The sequence below is a fragment of the Streptococcus sp. 1001283B150225_161107_H12 genome (assembly GCF_015552665.1).
GTDB lineage: Bacteria > Bacillota > Bacilli > Lactobacillales > Streptococcaceae > Streptococcus.
This window is the reverse complement of sequence record NZ_JADNFC010000006.1, coordinates 1-16,126: the sequence shown is the minus strand read 5'-3', so window position 1 is coordinate 16,126 and position 16,126 is coordinate 1. Positions and strand designations below refer to the sequence as shown.

Here is a 16,126-nt window from a genome sequence, read left to right as displayed (position 1 = left end):
CTTTTTTAAAAAAGTTCTTCATCTGCTACAGTCAAAAATGTTTTTTCAGCTCTAGGGCTTCCTTATTTTCGTGCAACTCCCAAACTATCCAATACTTCTGGATAGAGCTTGTACTCTGTTTCGTGGATGCGCGTCTCGAAAGTATCAAGGGTATCACATTCAAGCCGTGGCACACGGACTTGTTTGATGACCTTACCAGTGTCCACACCAGAATCCACCCAGTGAATAGTCACGCCAGACTGGTCAACGCCTGCATTCCAAGCATCCTCAATACCATGAGCACCTGGAAATTCTGGAAGATAGGCTGGGTGAATATTGATGATACGACCTTCATAAGCTGCTAGCAAGGTTGGTCCGACGATTTTCATGTAACCAGCTAAACAAACTAGGTCAATCTGGTGTTCATCCAAGAGTTCGACGATGGCTCCTTCGTAGTCTGCCTTGTTTTCAAACTCTTTGAGTTCGAAGGCATAGGTTAAAACCCCAAGCTTTTCGGCACGCTCTAAGACATAGGCATCCCGGTGATCTGAAAAGACAAATTCTACTGGAAATTGTTCCGCAATCACCTGAAAGTTTGAACCATTCCCGGAAGCGAAAACAGCAATCTTTTTAGCCATTATTTAATCACCACACTTGCGCCATCTTTCTTCACAATACGACCAATTTCATAAACAGGTTCGTCAAGAAGTTCTTTGGCACGTTCCACATTTTCTGGTTTAACCGCAAGCATGAGACCAATTCCCATGTTGAAGATTTCAAACATTTCTTCATGTTTGATTTGGCCATATTTTTCAAGGGCTTTGAAAATCGGAAGAACTGGAACTTTGCTTTCGTCAATTTCAGCAGCCAAGTCATCCGCGAACATCCGTGGTACATTTTCGATGAAACCACCACCTGTGATGTGGGCAATCCCGTTGACCAATTCTTCTTTGATGAGTGGCAAAACAGCCTTGACGTAGATACGAGTTGGTTCCAAAAGAACGTCTTTAAGTTTCTTGCCTTCTAACTCAGGCAATACTTCTTCACCTGTGTAATCCGCAAAGACACGACGAACGAGTGAGTAACCATTTGAGTGGATACCGCTTGAGGCAAGTCCAAGAATCACATCACCTGCTGCTACTTTTGAACCGTCGATGATCTGAGATTTTTCTGCAACACCAACAGCAAAACCAGCCAAGTCATAGTCGTCTTCACCATACATACCAGGCATTTCAGCCGTTTCTCCACCGATGAGGGCTGCACCAGCTTGTACACACCCTTCGGCTACTCCTGCAACGACCTGTTCCAATTTAGCTGGTTCATTTTTACCAGTTGCGACGTAGTCCAAGAAGTAGAGGGGCTCCGCACCTGCAGCGATGATATCATTGACACACATAGCCACACAGTCTTGGCCAATCGTATCGTGTTTGTCATACTTGATAGCCAGCATGAGCTTGGTTCCGACACCGTCCGTCCCTGAAATCAAAACTGGCTCTTTGACACCTGTTTTTGAAAGATCAAACATACCACCGAAACCACCAAGAGCTCCCATAACACCCGCACGTTCCGTACGTGCCACGTGTTTTTTGATCCGTTCAACAACTTCATAACCCGCTTCAACGTCCACACCCGATTGAGCGTATGCATTCTTATTTGTCATTTTTTAATCCTTTTCTTTTTTTGAGAAAGAGTGCGACGTATTTTTAGATAAACAATTATTTTATCTAAAAATACTAGTCAGGTCTCTAGCTTTGGTCCCATAGGGCAAAGCGTCTACTGACAAATGCTTTAGCTTTTAGTCAGTAGTGAGACGTGGCGCATAAGCATTTTTGTTTGTCATTTGTTTATTCCTTTTTCTCTTCCTAGATCCTACTGATGATTGATCAGATTCACTTGCAAACATTCCTAATAAAAGGAGGTCTGCTCATTCAAGCTTTCCAAATAGCGTTCTTCGTAGTCATACAAAGGCGTTGGGTATTTCCCATCGAAGTAAGCCACACAAAGACCACCGTTTGGTGCATCAGTATCAATGCCAATAGAATCAATCAAGCCATCAACAGATAAATAAGTCAAGCTATCCGCACCAATAATCTCACAAGTTTCCTCTACTGTGTGGTTGGCTGCGATCAGCTCTTCACGGCTCTGAATATCAATTCCATAGAAACATGGATAAGCCAGAGCTGGACTGGCAATTGCTACATGGACTTCGGTAGCCCCTGCTTCTTTCAACAGTTTCACAATCCGACGAGAGGTTGTCCCACGCACGATGGAATCATCAATCATGACAACCCGTTTGCCTTTCACGACCCCAGATACGGCAGAGAGCTTCATTCGCACTCCTTGTTCCCGCAATTCCTGAGTCGGTTGGATAAAGGTCCGTTGGACATACTGATTCTTGATCAAGCCCATTTCATTTGGCAGACCGGATTCTTCCGCAAAGCCCATGGCCGCACTGAGAGAAGAGTTGGGCACCCCCACCACAATATCTGCCTGGTTCTTAAATTCTCTAGCCAACTGAGCTCCCATCCGCTTGCGAGCTGTATGGACGTTGACCCCTTGGATATTGGAATCAGGACGAGCAAAATAGATATACTCCATAGAACAAATTGCTAGTTGAGTATCATCCGTATAGCGATCATAGGTAATGCCATTTTCATCAAAGATCACGAGCTCACCAGGATGCACATCTCGGATCCATTCTGCCCCAATCACCTCAAAGGCACAGGTTTCCGAAGAAACAACCAAGGCACCATTGGCCATTTTCCCGATGGAAAGAGGACGGAATCCATTTGGGTCTAGAGCTGCGATCAGCTTATCTTCAAACAACATCAGATAAGCAAATCCACCTTTGACCGTATTGAGTGCTTCCTTGATTTTCCCCATAAAGGAAGGGTTGTGGCTCCGACGGATCAAGTGGGCCAGAATTTCTGAGTCAGAGGTCGAGCTAAAGATGGCTCCATTTTTTTCTAATTCCGATTTAAGCGATTGGGCATTGGTCAAATTCCCATTATGGGCCAGACCAAACTGCGTATCTTGAAAGCGGAAGAGGAAGGGTTGGATGTTATCCACAGACGCTTCCCCCGCTGTCGCATAGCGAACATGTCCAATAGCAGAAGATCCTGTCAATTTTTCCAAATTTAAAGGATTCCGAAAGACTTCTGAAAGCAGACCTGTATCCCGATGACGTCTCAAAGTTCCTTGGTCATTGGCCAGGATTCCTGCCCCTTCTTGTCCCCGGTGTTGGAGACTGTGAAGGCCAAAATAGGTGAGTTTTGCTGCGTCTGGATGTCCCCAAATCCCAAAGACTCCACACTCTTCATTAAGAGATTTTACTTCGTATGTCATGTTGTATACCTTTTATTTTTCAGTAAAGTATTGAACTGCTGATGCAAAGAGATGTTGATCTTTATTTCCTGGAATATTTTGGAAGAGACCAGCTTCGAAACGTTCTGAGTGACCCATCTTCCCAATAATTTGACCGTTCTTACTTGTAATACCTTCGATCGCATGGACAGAACCATTTGGATTGTATTTTGAATCCATGCTTGGTTGGCCCTCGAAGTCAACGTATTGGCTAAAGATTTGACCATTGTCACGAAGCTCTGCGAATTCCTCAGCTGTCACGACAAACTTCCCTTCACCGTGTGATACTGGGATGGCATGGATGTCTCCAATTTCTACTCCCGCAAGCCATGGTGAGTTGGTATTGGCAATCCGAGTTTCCACCATCTTAGCCACGTGTTGGTTGGCATCATTGTAGAAGAGGGTTGGACTGGTACTGCTTGCATCTTCAAAGTTACCGTATGGAAGAAGACCTGATTTGACAAGAGCTTGGAATCCATTACAGATACCGATGATCAAGCCTCCGCGTTCGATGAAGCTATCAATAGCCGAACGAACTTTTTCATTGAGCAAGATGTTAACGATAAATTTAGCTGATCCATCTGGTTCATCCGCTGCTGAGAAGCCACCTGCAAAGAAGATAATGTTGGCTTTTTCAATGTTGTCAACCATGGTGTCAACAGACTTGACAATCGCTTCTTCGTTGAGTGTGACAAATGGTACCAAGTTGACTTTCGCACCTTCTTTTTCAAAGGCCTTAGCGGAGTCATATTCTGAGTTGGTACCTGGGAATACTGGAATGTAAACCACTGGTGTCTCAACGGTTTCTTTAGCTTTGATCACAGCATCTGATGCTACAGCAGGTACTTCTTCCAACTCAGTTGCCTGTGCAAATTCCGTTGGGTAAACCTCTTCCAATCTACCTTGGAAGGCACTGTCAAGTTTGTGTCCATCCAGCGTTACACCGTTGACAACTAGTGTAAAGTCTGCTACTGTTTGTCCGATCTTGGCAACACCTACAATTTCTTCAGGCGATGTGAAGACGAATCCACCCAATTGGGCTGTCAAGCTAGTGTCAAGGTCTGCTAATTCGACATTTGCTCCGATATGGTTCCCAAATGTTGCAAGTGCAAGAGCTTCAACCACACCACCATATTTAACAGCTGATGCGGCTGTCACTTTGTGGTCAGCTTGGATAGCTTCAAATTGAACAAAGTTAGACTTGATGAGTTCAAAGTCAATTTCTTGTGCCAAAGCTTGACCAGGAATGTAGTAAATATTTTCACCAGCAGCTTTGAATTCTGGAGAAAGAACCTTACGGCTATCTGCAGTTGTTACCCCAAAAGCAACCAAAGTTGGTGGTACTGTCAATTCTTCAAAGGTACCAGACATAGAGTCTTTCCCACCGATAGATGGCAAACCAAGTTGAATCTGAGCTTCAATGGATCCAAGAAGAGCAGCTACTGGTTGACCAAAACGCTCTGCTTGTTTATCCATACGTTCGAAGTATTCTTGGTAAGAAAAACGTGCCTTAGACCAGTTGGCACCAGCAGCAACCAAACGAGCAGTTGCTTCGATGACCGCATAAGCCGCACCATGATATGGGGACCATTCTGCTACATAAGGGTTGAATCCTTGCGCCATGACAGAAGCAGTTGTTGTCACGCCATGTTGGACTGGCAATTTCTGTACAGAAGCTTCCGTTGGTGTGATTTGGTAGCGACCACCAAGTGGGTGATTGACTGTTGAACGACCAACTGAGCTATCAAAGATGGTTTGTAACCCTTTTTGACTGGCATGGTTCAGGTCAGCCAAGACTTCAAGAGTATCCGCTTCAAGGGTTTCAGCAGATGTTTGACGTTCTTCTGGAAGCTTGACATCCTTGTCAACCACCTTAGCATCTACGACCACACGCACACCGTTTGTATCAAGGAAACGACGTTCCAAATCAACGATGGTTTTACCATTCCAGTGCATGACAAGATTTGGTTTCTCCGTCACTGTCGCAACGACAACAGCATCAATATTTTCTTTATTACATGCTGCAACGAAGGCATCTACATCTTTTGGACGAACCACCACAGCCATCCGTTCTTGAGATTCAGAGATGGCAATTTCTGTACCATTCAAACCTTGGTATTTCAATGGTACTTTGTCTAAATCAATTTCAAGACCATCTGCTAATTCACCGATAGCCACACAGACACCACCAGCACCAAAGTCATTTGATTTCTTAATCAGACGTGTTACTTCCCCATTACGGAAAAGACGTTGAATCTTGCGTTCTTCAATGGCATTTCCTTTTTGAACCTCAGCACCAGCTGTTTCAACAGATTCAACCGTTTGAACTTTAGAAGAACCTGTCGCACCACCGACACCGTCACGTCCAGTCTTACCACCGAGTAAAATGATCACATCACCTGCTTCAGGTTTTTCACGGACCACATTTTCCTTAGGAGCCGCACCGACAACTGCACCTAGCTCCATACGCTTAGCAACGAAACCTGGGTGGAAGTATTCACGAACATAAGTTGTTGCAAGACCAATTTGGTTCCCATATGAAGAATAACCATGAGCTGCTGTTTTAGAAATCACTTGTTGTGGCAATTTACCAACACGAGTTTCAGCAATTGGAGCTGTAATATCACCAGCACCTGAGATACGCATAGCTTGGTAAACGTAGGAACGACCTGACAATGGGTCACGAATGGCACCACCGATACAAGTAGCCGCTCCACCAAATGGTTCGATTTCCGTTGGGTGGTTGTGGGTTTCATTCTTGAACATAAGAAGCCATGGTTCTTTCACACCATTGACATCCACTTCAATTTCAACTGAGCAGGCATTGATTTCATCAGACACTTCCATGTCATCCAAACGACCATTAGCACGCTCATAGCGACCAAAAATAGTTGCCATATCCATCAAAGTTTGAGGTTTTTCTGTACGTCCCAACTCATCACGCATGGCAATATACTTGTCATAAGTCGCTTGCAATTGTTTTTGGAATTTAGAAGCTGAGAAGTCGATGTTTTTCAACTCAGTCTCGAAAGTGGTGTGACGGCAGTGGTCAGACCAGTAAGTATCCAAGACCTTCAACTCAGTCTCAGTTGGCACCCGTCCAATAGACTTAAAGTAATCTTGAATGAAGAGAAGGTCGTCCACTTCCATGGCCAATCCTTGCTCTGCCTTATACTGTGCAAAATCTTCTGCTGTATAAGTTTCAAAGAAAGTTAATTTTGGAATGGTCTTGTCTGACTCAGAGAAATCCTGTTTCGCAATGCCAAGAGTGATATCTTTGAAGCGAGAATCCACTGGGTTCAAGAGGTAGTTTTTGACAGCTTCCAACTCATTCGCATCAATATCCTTGTTAACCAAGTAAAGTTGCGCTGTGTTCACTGTTACATCATTTGAACTACCAAGCAAAAGCAAAGCTTCTTGTGAAGATGCCGCCCGTTGATCAAATTGACCAGGCAAACTTTCGATAGCAAAGAAAGCATACTTCTCAAAATCAGCCTTAATCGCAGCTTCATCCAATACAGTATCGGTCACTTGCTCAGAAAAGATATGTTTTTCCGCACGCGCAAACAAATCCTCTGCCAAATTAAAAACATCGTAAACCTGAACAATCCGAAGATCCTTCAAAGTTTTCAACTGAAGATTCTGCTGTAATTCTTTTACTAAAGAGTCAGATTTCACACGAAAATCAGCTTTTTTCTCAACGAAAATACGTTTATCCATTTTATTTCCTTTATTTCTATTCAAACATGCTATTGAAGACGAAGGTTTTTCGTTTCAAGAAGATTACTTCAAGCCCTGTAATTTCTCCAACACAACCTGATAGACATCTGTCAGACTACCCAAATCCCTACGGAGTGAAAAGGTCTAGTAGACCTTTTCAGCCTGAGTCCTTTTACTTGAAAGACGAAGATTTTCTGTTTCAAAAAGATCACTTCAAACCTTGCAATTTTTCCAAGACAACCTTGTAAACATCTGTTAAACTACCCAAATCCCTACGGAAAACATCCTTGTCCATATGGTGCCCTTCCGCATCCCATAGGCGGCAATTATCTGGTGAGAATTCATCTGCCAAGATGATCTTGCCATCCTTATCAAAACCAAATTCCAATTTGAAGTCAATCAAACGAAGACCAATTTGTGCAAACCAATCTTTCAACAATTCATTGATACGACGCGTTTCTTCCTTGATATAAGCAATTTGCTCATCGTTGGCAATATTCAAGAACTTGACATGCTCATCATTGATGAATGGATCATCCAAATCATCGTTCTTGTAGTAAAATTCAACGATTGGAGTCTCCAAGTCCAAACCTTCTTCAACGCCAAACCGTTTAGAAAAAGAACCCGCAGTCACATTTCGAAGAACAACCTCCAAAGGAATGATGGTCACCTTCTTGTTCAATTGTTCGGTATCAGAGATACGTTCGATAAAGTGCGTCGCTACACCCGCAGCATTCAATTTTTCAAAAATAAGAGACGAAATCTGATTGTTCAGCACACCTTTCCCCTCAATGGTCTCTTTGCGAGCTCCATTCAGCATGGTGGCCTGGTCCTTATAAACGGACTTAATCACATGTTCGTCTTCTGTACTATAAATATCTTTTGCTTTCCCCGTATAAATTAATTGATCGGACATCTTCTTGTTCGCCTTTCATCTTTTGTCCCTTTCAGTGTATCACAGAGAGGTTGTTTTTTCAAGTTAAATCCGTATCTTGTTCGCTTGTAACAAAAAAATAATAAGAGATTGAATCAAAAAGATTCAACCTCTTATTTTTAGATGCTTCTTTGTTCGTAAAATCCGAACTTTATTTGCTTGTTTTCTTCAAAACGTAGTCTACCATATCTCCAACAGTTGCCATGGCATCAATGTCTTTATCTGGGATATTAATTTGATAGGCTTCTTCCAAATAAATAATGTATTCCATGAGATCAACGGAATCCACTTCCAAGTCTTTTCGTAAATCCAAATCCAAAGAGACCTCATAGTCAGATCCCTTATGATCTTTAATCAACCCTTCAACTAGTTTAAAAATTTCTTGATGACGACTCATTTCTCTTCCTCCAATTCTGATAATTCAACCACAGATTTACGGATAACATCTGTTTCTAACATGGTCCGGATCTGGCGAATCGTGCTATAGACTGCCTTGGCATCACTAGAACCATGGGTTTTCACGACAGGGGCTTGCAAGCCAAACAAGACCGCACCTCCAACATCTGAATAATCCAAGGTCTTTTTCAAACCTCGTAGATCATTCTTTAAGAGAAAGGCTCCAATCTTAGCTTTCAAGCCACCACCACTAAGGACCGTTTTCAACTGTTTAAAGAGGCCCAGAGCAGTTCCTTCCATAGTCTTAAGGACAGCATTTCCTGTAAATCCATCTGTGACAATGACGTCAGCAACTCCATCCATCAAGTCACGCGCTTCCACATTTCCTACAAAATTAAGAGAAGGATCTGCTGCTAATAATTGATAGGTCTCCTTGCGTAGGGGATCCCCTTTGCTTTCCTCTGTTCCGTTATTTAAGAGACCGATACGAGGTCGCTTAATGCCACGGACATTCTCTGCATAATAGGCGCCCATAATCGCATATTGGTGCAAGTGAGTTGGCGTATTTTCAGCATTTGCCCCCAGATCCAACATATCATAGCCCTTCCCATCAAGGGTAGGAAGAGTCGACATCAAACCTGGACGATCGATGACCTTGATCCGACCGACGATGAAGTAACCAGAGGCAAGAAGAGCTCCTGTATTTCCTGCAGAAAGCATCGCATCCGCTTCCCCATTCTTAACTGCATGCGCTGCTAAGACCATACTGGCTTGCTTTTTCCGACGAATCGCACGAGTTGGCTCATCATCTGAGTTGATTTTCTCATCCGTATGAACGATGGATACCCGTTCAGTTGCCGTCAGGTATTGCTTAATTTTAGCCTCATCCCCATACAAAATGACTTCAATATCCTTAAATTCTTGTATGGCTTGATTAACCCCTTCTACCAGGGCCTGTGGAGCATGATCTCCACCCATTGCATCAACTGCAATTTTTTTCATTTCTTACCTCCAGACTGATCTTTTAAGATCTCTCCCCAGCTTCCCAGGGAATCAATAAATTTCTTAGCTTTTAAATGAATGCCTACATATTCATCATAGAGTTGGTCTAGGCACTTTCTCAACTCTTTCTTCATCGCATCATGGATGGAAATCGTCTCTAACTCACCAAATTTCACAGCTTGAAAACGATCCAGCAAATAGAGGGCGTTTGGATCCCAGTGGGCTCGTCTTTCGTCACGATCATAATGATCTGGGCAAAGGACACCACCCAAGCGGAATGAAAAATCAAAAGGCAACCCCACTCGATGACAGACACAACACTCATGGACGTTTAAGGCAACACCAAATCGGGATAAAATCTGCATTTCAAAAATATTGGTCAAGATTTCATAATCCAAGCCCCGATCCATCAATTGCAAGGTCTGCTCTAAAAAAGCAAATAAAGCTGGATCAGGTTGACGGTCCTGGATACTAGCATCTGCCAAGGCCAGTATATAGCTTGCGTAGGAAAGACGAAAAAGGTCTTGGTTAATCCCTTGGAAACTTTGAACCTCATGAATATCTTCGATATAGCTGAGTCCGTCATCATTGATTTTCAGATACATATCCGCTAAAGTCAAAGGTTGGATCATAGAATTCAACCGAGAACGATTGGCATGTTTCACGAAAAACATCAACTTGCCAGCTTGCTCTGTAAAGATTTTAACCAGCTTATCGTCCTCTCGGTAATCCCTATGGTAGAGGACGATGCCACGACTCTCAATGCTCTCCAGCATGTTCTTTCATAAACTCCTTCAACCGACTCATCGCTTCTTGGATTACTTCCATACTTGCTGCATAAGACAAGCGCACATATCCTTCGCCGTATGGACCAAAAGCCATTCCTGGGATAAAGGCAACAGCTTTTTCTTGGGCTAGGAGCTTCAAAAAATCGAAAGAGTCTTGGTTATATCCTTGTGGGATCTTAGCAAAGATATAGAAGGCACCATCCGGGCGGATAATATCAAAGCCCATGGCAGACATTTCTTTGATGATATAATCTCGACGCTCTATGTATTCCCGTTTCATCGGCTCTGCGTCGTTTTTACCAACCGTTAAGGCTTCAATAGCTGCATACTGGTTCATGGTCCCCGCTGCAGTCACCAAGTACTGATGACTCTTGATTAATTGAGCTGTCAAGGAAGCCGGCGCAAAGATAAAACCGAGTCTCCAGCCTGTCATCGCATGAGACTTTGATAAACCATTGATAATAATAGCTTGGTCCCGTAGATAGGATCCCAAAGAAACGTGAGGCTGTCCTGTATAGGTTAGCTCTGAATAAACTTCGTCACAAACGACAAAGACTTCATATTTCTTCAAGACTCTAGCCAAATCCTGCATCTGCTCCTTAGAGTAGGTGACACCAGTCGGATTAGCTGGGTAGTTGAGAATAACCGCCTTGACGCGATCCCCTTGCTCTTCTAGGGCCTTTTCTAAAGCCTCTGGGCTGAGGATAAAGCGATTATCTGTCGTATCGATTTCGACGACACTAGCCCCCATCAGTTTAATAATGGGTTCGTAACCAGGATAAGCAGGTGCTGGTAAGAGCACCACATCTCCAGGTTCCAATATAGCCGTCAAGGTCGCAGAAAGGGCCTCCGTTGCCCCAATCGTAACCAAAATTTCATCCTCTGGTCGATACTGTAGGTTATATTTTTCAGCTACAAACTGACTAGCAGCTTCTCGCAAAGCTAGCAAGCCACTCATCCCCGTATAATGACTCTGGTTGGCATCAATAGCTGCTTTTGCCGCTTCCTTTACATGATCCGGTGTCGTAAAATCTGGCTCACCCAAGGTCAAGCGTAAAATACCTGGAATAGAAGAAATGGCTTGGTCAAACTGACGAATCAAAGAAATCTCGATTCGATTCAAATTTTGATTAAACCGTTTTGTTAAATCCATAGCCACCTCCAAAAAAAAGTTCTATCACCATTATACTATAAATAGAAAACCATCGCAAAAAAGGGGCTAGTCCCAATCAAAATGATACAAAAATGACCTTTCTCATCAAAAAAAGGACCTAGCACATGCTAAATCCTCTCATTGAATAAATTTTACCAAATCTTTTCTATTCTTGACCACGTGTTGCCACATAATTTAACTGGTCACCATGTTTCGCCAAGAAATCCTTCATTTCCGAATCCGGAATTTGACGAAGGTAGAGATTGGAACGAATAGTATCATCTTCTTCGCGACAAGTAGACAAGACTAGGTACTTATCAGAAGCATTGATTTTAATATTTGGATTTTTTGTACGCGCTGACTCATAGATGTTTTTCAACTGGGTAGTGAAATCTTCATCATCTGAAAAGCTGGTACGATAGAAAGCTGTTGTTTCAGGAACAATGACCAAGCCCATTGCTTCATAATAATACTTGCGCTCAGGTGTTTCAATAACTACGTAAGGGTGCTGATTAAAGTACTCTTGGTTATCATAGAAATTAACATCATTAAACATGCGATGATCTTCAACCTGGCTCCCGCGAGCATGTCCAAACAACCAGGTCAAACGATCACTAAAGTCTTTCTTGTTATCCATATCCATGAAGACCGTTCCCAATAAAGGTTGGTTTCCACCCTCAAACGTCTTATCCAAATAAGTAGCATTGTCCCCTGTTTGAACAACAGGCTCATCTAACTCAGTTCCTGGAGCATAAACATAGGCAATCGCTTCTGGATTGACAGAAGTTAATTGAGCAAAGCGGTTGGCTAAATACTCTTTTTCTTCTTGACTTGGCTCATACTTGACCTCTTTGCTACTTGCACTAGATGATGAGCTCGTGTCCTTTTTAACAGATGAAGTCTGTTTCCCAAATGGATTAAAGAGGACAAAACCACCTACAAGGGCAATAAGAGCAAGCAAAGCAAGAATAAGCGAAATACCCTTTCTCTTAGAACTAGAATGTTTATCTGTACGATTCATAAAAATAAAATCCCCTATATACCGTTTAATCTAAAAAATAACACCGAGCCCGAAGGCTCAGTGATATTTAATTTAAGAGCTAATTAATAAAAATTATTTAACTGCGCTTGTTTTTGGAAGAGCTTTGTCAGCTTGTTTAGATCCAGCTTTACCAGTTGCTGCTGCTTTAGCTGCTTCTTCTGATTTAGCTGCTTCTTCTTTAGCTTTTTCTTGTTCAGCTTTAGCTTGTTCTGGATTGATTCCATGTTCTTTCAAGTAACGAGCATTCTTTTGTTCTGGAGTTTCGTTCAAGATGTAGTAAGAACCTTGATTCTTGTCAGCAGTGTTGTATGTTTTTTGGAATTGTTGTACATATTTGTTACGTACGTTCAAGAATGCAGTGTTGAAAGCTGCATCATAAGCTGCTTTCTTTTCACCGTAAAGGTGTGAACCACCTTCAACAGCATCCAATTCAGCTTTAGCTGCAACTACAGCAGGATCTTGAGCTGCTTCAGCCATGATGTCTTCCATATGACCGTTAAGGTACTCTTCAACTCTACGACCATTTACAAATTCTGTTTGGTTTTCGTATGCTTCACGTGAATCAAAAGCACCTGGAGTGTTAGCTCCACCGTTAATAGGGTTTTCATTCGCAAATGCTGGTGCTGCTGCTGCAAAAAGTGCAAGAGCTGCTACTGATGATAATAAAACTTTTTTCATTGTTTTATCTCCTTTTTTCATTTTAAAAAATAATTCGTTACTTCGTAACTATTACTAGTTTACTACGATATATTTTATTTGTCAATAAAATCTGACCTATTTTTTTAAATTAATTTTATATTTTTTTAGGTAAGAGAAGATTTGACTTTTAAAGTTGAAATCTTTTATTTTGTAAGTGTTTTACTTCTTTTATTTGATTGCACCACTTTTTGGCAAGGTCTTTTTTGGTAGACAAAGATCCATTCTATCCTCATTTTTTTGTGCTTCTTTCAGCAACTCCTCCCTCTGATTTTTTATCTTACTTTCTTTTTTTAGCCAGTTGAAAAACATATCTTTCCTTTCTTAAAAAAGAGGCTCTCTACAACCTCTTTTTTACATTTTTAAGATTTTTTCGCATTTCCAATTTCAAATAGTGGAGACAGAGGACGTTTTTCATGGATGCGGATAATCGCTTCTGCCAATAGTTTTGCGATGGAGATTTGTTCAATTTTATCGATTAAGCGCTCTTCAGGTAGGTAAATGGTATCCAACACCACCAACTTCTTAATCGCTGATTTCTGAATATTGTCCATAGCTGGACCTGACAATACAGGGTGCGTACAACTTGCATAGACTTCTACAGCTCCTGCTTCAGCAAGTGCATCCGCAGCGTGGCAAATTGTTCCCGCAGTATCGATCATATCATCGATCAGGATACAAGTTTTCCCTTCGACATTCCCAATGATGTTCATGACTTCACTGGTGTTCATTTTATCGACACTCCGACGTTTATCAATAATAGCAATTGGTGTTTTCAAAAATTCAGCTAGCTTACGAGCACGCGTCACACCACCGTGGTCCGGACTGACTACCACATAGTCAGAGCCAACCATGCCACGACGTTCAAAGTAGTCTGCAATCAATGGAGCCCCCATCAAATGATCCACTGGAATATCAAAGAACCCTTGAATCTGAGCTGCATGCAAATCAATGGTTAAGAGGCGATCAACACCAGCAATCTCTAACATATTGGCAACCAATTTGGACGTAATTGGCTCACGAGCACGAGCTTTACGGTCTTGACGGGCATAACCATAATAGGGCATCACTACATTAATGGTTTGAGCACTGGCACGTTTTAAAGCATCTACCATGATCAAAATTTCCATTAGATTATCATTTACAGGAGAGCTCGTAGATTGAAGAATATACACCTCTTTACCACGAATAGACTCCTCAATATTAACCTGGATTTCCCCATCTGAAAATTGACGTACGGTCGACTTACCAAGTGGCAATCCCATCTCCTTAGAGACACGTTCAGCCAAATCTTGGTTAGAAGATAAAGCAAACAGCATTAAATCCGAAAACGACATGATTTCCTCCACATAAATTTAACCACAATGTACAAATTGTACAAATCTTCTCTTTACCCATTGTAACGCTTTTTACATGATTTTTCAATCCATAATCCATCAAAAATTAAAATAGTAACTATAGTAAAAAACACCCACTAAAAGTGGGTGTTTTGAATTCTTAGTTTGGATAGATATAAGTAAGTGATCCTTGTGCATTCACTGGGTTAAACCATCCACGGTAGTTCCCAATGCTACGGATACCTAAGTAGTTAGATTCAGATACTTGGATACTTGTAGTAGATTGAACAGCCGTAACAACCGCTACGTGTCCATATCCACCGTCATTCCAACATGCAATAGCTCCAACTTGTGGTTGGCTACCAGTACGGAATCCAGCAGCTGCGGCACTTGCAGCCCACTGTGCTCCATTACCCCAGTAATCGCCAGCCCAAGGAGCCAATACTTTCGCACCCCAAGTACATTCACCTACTGGGTATGAACTTGCAGAAGAGCTGTATGTTGGACGACTAGTTGCTGCTGGTGTAGCAACTGTTTGAGTTAGAACTGCTGGTGCTGCAGCAGGAGTTGCAACAGTTGCTTGAGGTTGTGCACCTTCAGCTGCAGGTGTTTGAGTAGCAGCTTGCACTTGTGCTTGCAAGTTAGTATTAGCAGATGCTTCTACAGCCTTACGCTGTTCTTCTTGTTGAGCACGGTAAGCTGCTTCAGCTGCTGCGGCTTCAGCTGCGGCTTTCTCAGCTGCCGCTTTTTCCGCAAGCAAAGCATTCTTTTCGTTTTCTGCAGTTGATTTTTCAGCTGCCAAATTCAATTGTGCAACCTTCAACTCAGCTTCTTTAGTTGTCAACGCTTGCGCATCTTCATCTAATTTTTGTTGGTTGGCAATAACAGTGTTGATTGCTTCATTGTTTTCTTTTTGCTTGGCATCAATTGCTTCTTTATCGCTTTTTTGCTCTTCAAGCATCTTGTTGTTGGCACTAGCAATTTCATTCATTGCAGAAACACGAGAAATAGCTTCAGTCAAAGAACCAGAACTTACAATGGCGTTAATGTAACTTGTAGCAGTTCCTGTTGTTTGAGCACTACGTGCTTGGTTTGCCAATGATTCTTGACGAGCAACAATATTTTTTGAAAGCTCTTCAATCTCTGCTGAAAGTTTAGCAGACTCTTCGTTCAAACGATCATTTTCAGCTTTAAGAGTTTCTTGTTGTTTTTTGATTTCAGAAACTTGAGATTGAATTTGATCAACTTCTGCTTGTGCGCTTTGTTCTTTTGAACTCAAATCAGCAATCTTACTATCTTGTGCAGCGATTTTATCATCAGTAGAATCAGCTCCTACGGAAATAACTGTACCTACTTGTGATAAAGCAACTGTACTAAGTAAAATAGTCGTTAATAATTTTTTCTTCATAAAATAAAAGACTCCTTCATATAAGACACTAACTAGTATAACAGAAAATGAAAGATTTTATGTTACGCCTTTGTTACATTTTTATTTCTATTGATGTATTAAAGTAACAAAAAAGTTAGCTAGAAAGCTAACTTGATTCTCTACGGAGAATGGGGGATTCGAACCCCCGCGCCAGTTACCCGACCTAACGATTTAGCAAACCGTCCTCTTCAGCCTCTTGAGTAATTCTCCAAAATGGGCACGAGTGGACTCGAACCACCGACCTCACGCTTATCAGGCGTGCGCTCTAACCACCTGAGCTACGCGCC

Annotated in this window: 13 protein-coding genes and 2 tRNA genes; all 15 read right to left on the bottom strand. The window is 42.1% G+C overall.

The features are described 5' to 3' along the window. Positions 1 to 62 precede the first annotated feature (62 nt). Positions 63 to 617, bottom strand: a complete 555-nt coding sequence (gene purN, locus I2C87_RS08345; protein WP_195324586.1) for a phosphoribosylglycinamide formyltransferase — start codon at positions 615 to 617, stop codon at positions 63 to 65. Beyond that, positions 617 to 1,639 (bottom strand): phosphoribosylformylglycinamidine cyclo-ligase, encoded by a 1,023-nt coding sequence (purM, locus tag I2C87_RS08340; RefSeq protein WP_195324584.1) that lies wholly within the window; start codon positions 1,637 to 1,639, stop codon positions 617 to 619. The genes purN and purM overlap by 1 nt, the downstream gene beginning before the upstream one ends. 245 nt (positions 1,640 to 1,884) lie before the next feature. Continuing rightward, a complete protein-coding gene (purF, locus tag I2C87_RS08335) occupies positions 1,885 to 3,324 on the bottom strand; it encodes an amidophosphoribosyltransferase (RefSeq protein ID WP_195324581.1) in 1,440 nt (479 codons plus the stop codon). A gap of 12 nt (positions 3,325 to 3,336) precedes the next feature. Beyond that, complete coding sequence (locus I2C87_RS08330) at positions 3,337 to 7,062, bottom strand: phosphoribosylformylglycinamidine synthase (RefSeq protein WP_195324579.1); 3,726 nt, start codon at positions 7,060 to 7,062, stop codon at positions 3,337 to 3,339. Positions 7,063 to 7,270: 208 nt separating this feature from the next. Next, positions 7,271 to 7,978: a phosphoribosylaminoimidazolesuccinocarboxamide synthase gene (purC, locus tag I2C87_RS08325; RefSeq protein WP_195324577.1), complete on the bottom strand. Its 708-nt coding sequence runs from the start codon at positions 7,976 to 7,978 to the stop codon at positions 7,271 to 7,273. A 169-nt stretch (positions 7,979 to 8,147) separates the two neighbouring features. Then, on the bottom strand, positions 8,148 to 8,393 hold the full coding sequence (locus tag I2C87_RS08320) for a phosphopantetheine-binding protein (protein WP_195324575.1): 246 nt from the start codon (positions 8,391 to 8,393) through the stop codon (positions 8,148 to 8,150). Next, positions 8,390 to 9,394 (bottom strand): phosphate acyltransferase PlsX, encoded by a 1,005-nt coding sequence (plsX, locus tag I2C87_RS08315; RefSeq protein ID WP_048687892.1) that lies wholly within the window; start codon positions 9,392 to 9,394, stop codon positions 8,390 to 8,392. The genes I2C87_RS08320 and plsX overlap by 4 nt, the downstream gene beginning before the upstream one ends. Beyond that, positions 9,391 to 10,170, bottom strand: a complete 780-nt coding sequence (gene recO / locus I2C87_RS08310) for a DNA repair protein RecO (RefSeq protein ID WP_120701422.1) — start codon at positions 10,168 to 10,170, stop codon at positions 9,391 to 9,393. The genes plsX and recO overlap by 4 nt, the downstream gene beginning before the upstream one ends. Further along, positions 10,154 to 11,335, bottom strand: a complete 1,182-nt coding sequence (locus I2C87_RS08305) for a pyridoxal phosphate-dependent aminotransferase (protein ID WP_195324573.1) — start codon at positions 11,333 to 11,335, stop codon at positions 10,154 to 10,156. Before I2C87_RS08305 ends, recO begins: the two co-directional genes overlap by 17 nt. Positions 11,336 to 11,501: 166 nt before the next feature. Further along, complete coding sequence (gene srtB, locus I2C87_RS08300) at positions 11,502 to 12,356, bottom strand: class B sortase, LPKTxAVK-specific (protein ID WP_195324571.1); 855 nt, start codon at positions 12,354 to 12,356, stop codon at positions 11,502 to 11,504. 93 nt (positions 12,357 to 12,449) lie between these two features. After that, positions 12,450 to 13,055: an amylase-binding adhesin AbpA gene (abpA, locus tag I2C87_RS08295; RefSeq protein ID WP_195324569.1), complete on the bottom strand. Its 606-nt coding sequence runs from the start codon at positions 13,053 to 13,055 to the stop codon at positions 12,450 to 12,452. Positions 13,056 to 13,435: 380 nt separating this feature from the next. After that, the gene (locus I2C87_RS08290) at positions 13,436 to 14,410 is read right to left on the bottom strand and encodes a ribose-phosphate diphosphokinase (protein ID WP_048717045.1); all 975 of its coding nucleotides are present in this window, start codon (positions 14,408 to 14,410) and stop codon (positions 13,436 to 13,438) included. A gap of 160 nt (positions 14,411 to 14,570) precedes the next feature. Next, positions 14,571 to 15,818: a peptidoglycan hydrolase PcsB gene (gene pcsB / locus I2C87_RS08285; protein WP_195324567.1), complete on the bottom strand. Its 1,248-nt coding sequence runs from the start codon at positions 15,816 to 15,818 to the stop codon at positions 14,571 to 14,573. A 143-nt stretch (positions 15,819 to 15,961) separates the two neighbouring features. Further along, positions 15,962 to 16,049, bottom strand: a tRNA-Ser gene (locus I2C87_RS08280). A 4-nt stretch (positions 16,050 to 16,053) separates the two neighbouring features. After that, positions 16,054 to 16,126 (bottom strand) — tRNA-Ile (locus I2C87_RS08275).

Bases quoted from the DNA above. Each gene is read 5' to 3' on its own strand.
- purN (WP_195324586.1), bottom strand. From the start codon at position 617: ATGGCTAAAAAGATTGCTGTTTTCGCTTCCGGGAATGGTTCAAACTTT.
- purM (WP_195324584.1), bottom strand. From the start codon at position 1,639: ATGACAAATAAGAATGCATACGCTCAATCGGGTGTGGACGTTGAAGCG.
- purF (WP_195324581.1), bottom strand. From the start codon at position 3,324: ATGACATACGAAGTAAAATCTCTTAATGAAGAGTGTGGAGTCTTTGGG.
- I2C87_RS08330 (WP_195324579.1), bottom strand. From the start codon at position 7,062: ATGGATAAACGTATTTTCGTTGAGAAAAAAGCTGATTTTCGTGTGAAA.
- purC (WP_195324577.1), bottom strand. From the start codon at position 7,978: ATGTCCGATCAATTAATTTATACGGGGAAAGCAAAAGATATTTATAGT.
- I2C87_RS08320 (WP_195324575.1), bottom strand. From the start codon at position 8,393: ATGAGTCGTCATCAAGAAATTTTTAAACTAGTTGAAGGGTTGATTAAA.
- plsX (WP_048687892.1), bottom strand. From the start codon at position 9,394: ATGAAAAAAATTGCAGTTGATGCAATGGGTGGAGATCATGCTCCACAG.
- recO (WP_120701422.1), bottom strand. From the start codon at position 10,170: ATGCTGGAGAGCATTGAGAGTCGTGGCATCGTCCTCTACCATAGGGAT.
- I2C87_RS08305 (WP_195324573.1), bottom strand. From the start codon at position 11,335: ATGGATTTAACAAAACGGTTTAATCAAAATTTGAATCGAATCGAGATT.
- srtB (WP_195324571.1), bottom strand. From the start codon at position 12,356: ATGAATCGTACAGATAAACATTCTAGTTCTAAGAGAAAGGGTATTTCG.
- abpA (WP_195324569.1), bottom strand. From the start codon at position 13,055: ATGAAAAAAGTTTTATTATCATCAGTAGCAGCTCTTGCACTTTTTGCA.
- I2C87_RS08290 (WP_048717045.1), bottom strand. From the start codon at position 14,410: ATGTCGTTTTCGGATTTAATGCTGTTTGCTTTATCTTCTAACCAAGAT.
- pcsB (WP_195324567.1), bottom strand. From the start codon at position 15,818: ATGAAGAAAAAATTATTAACGACTATTTTACTTAGTACAGTTGCTTTA.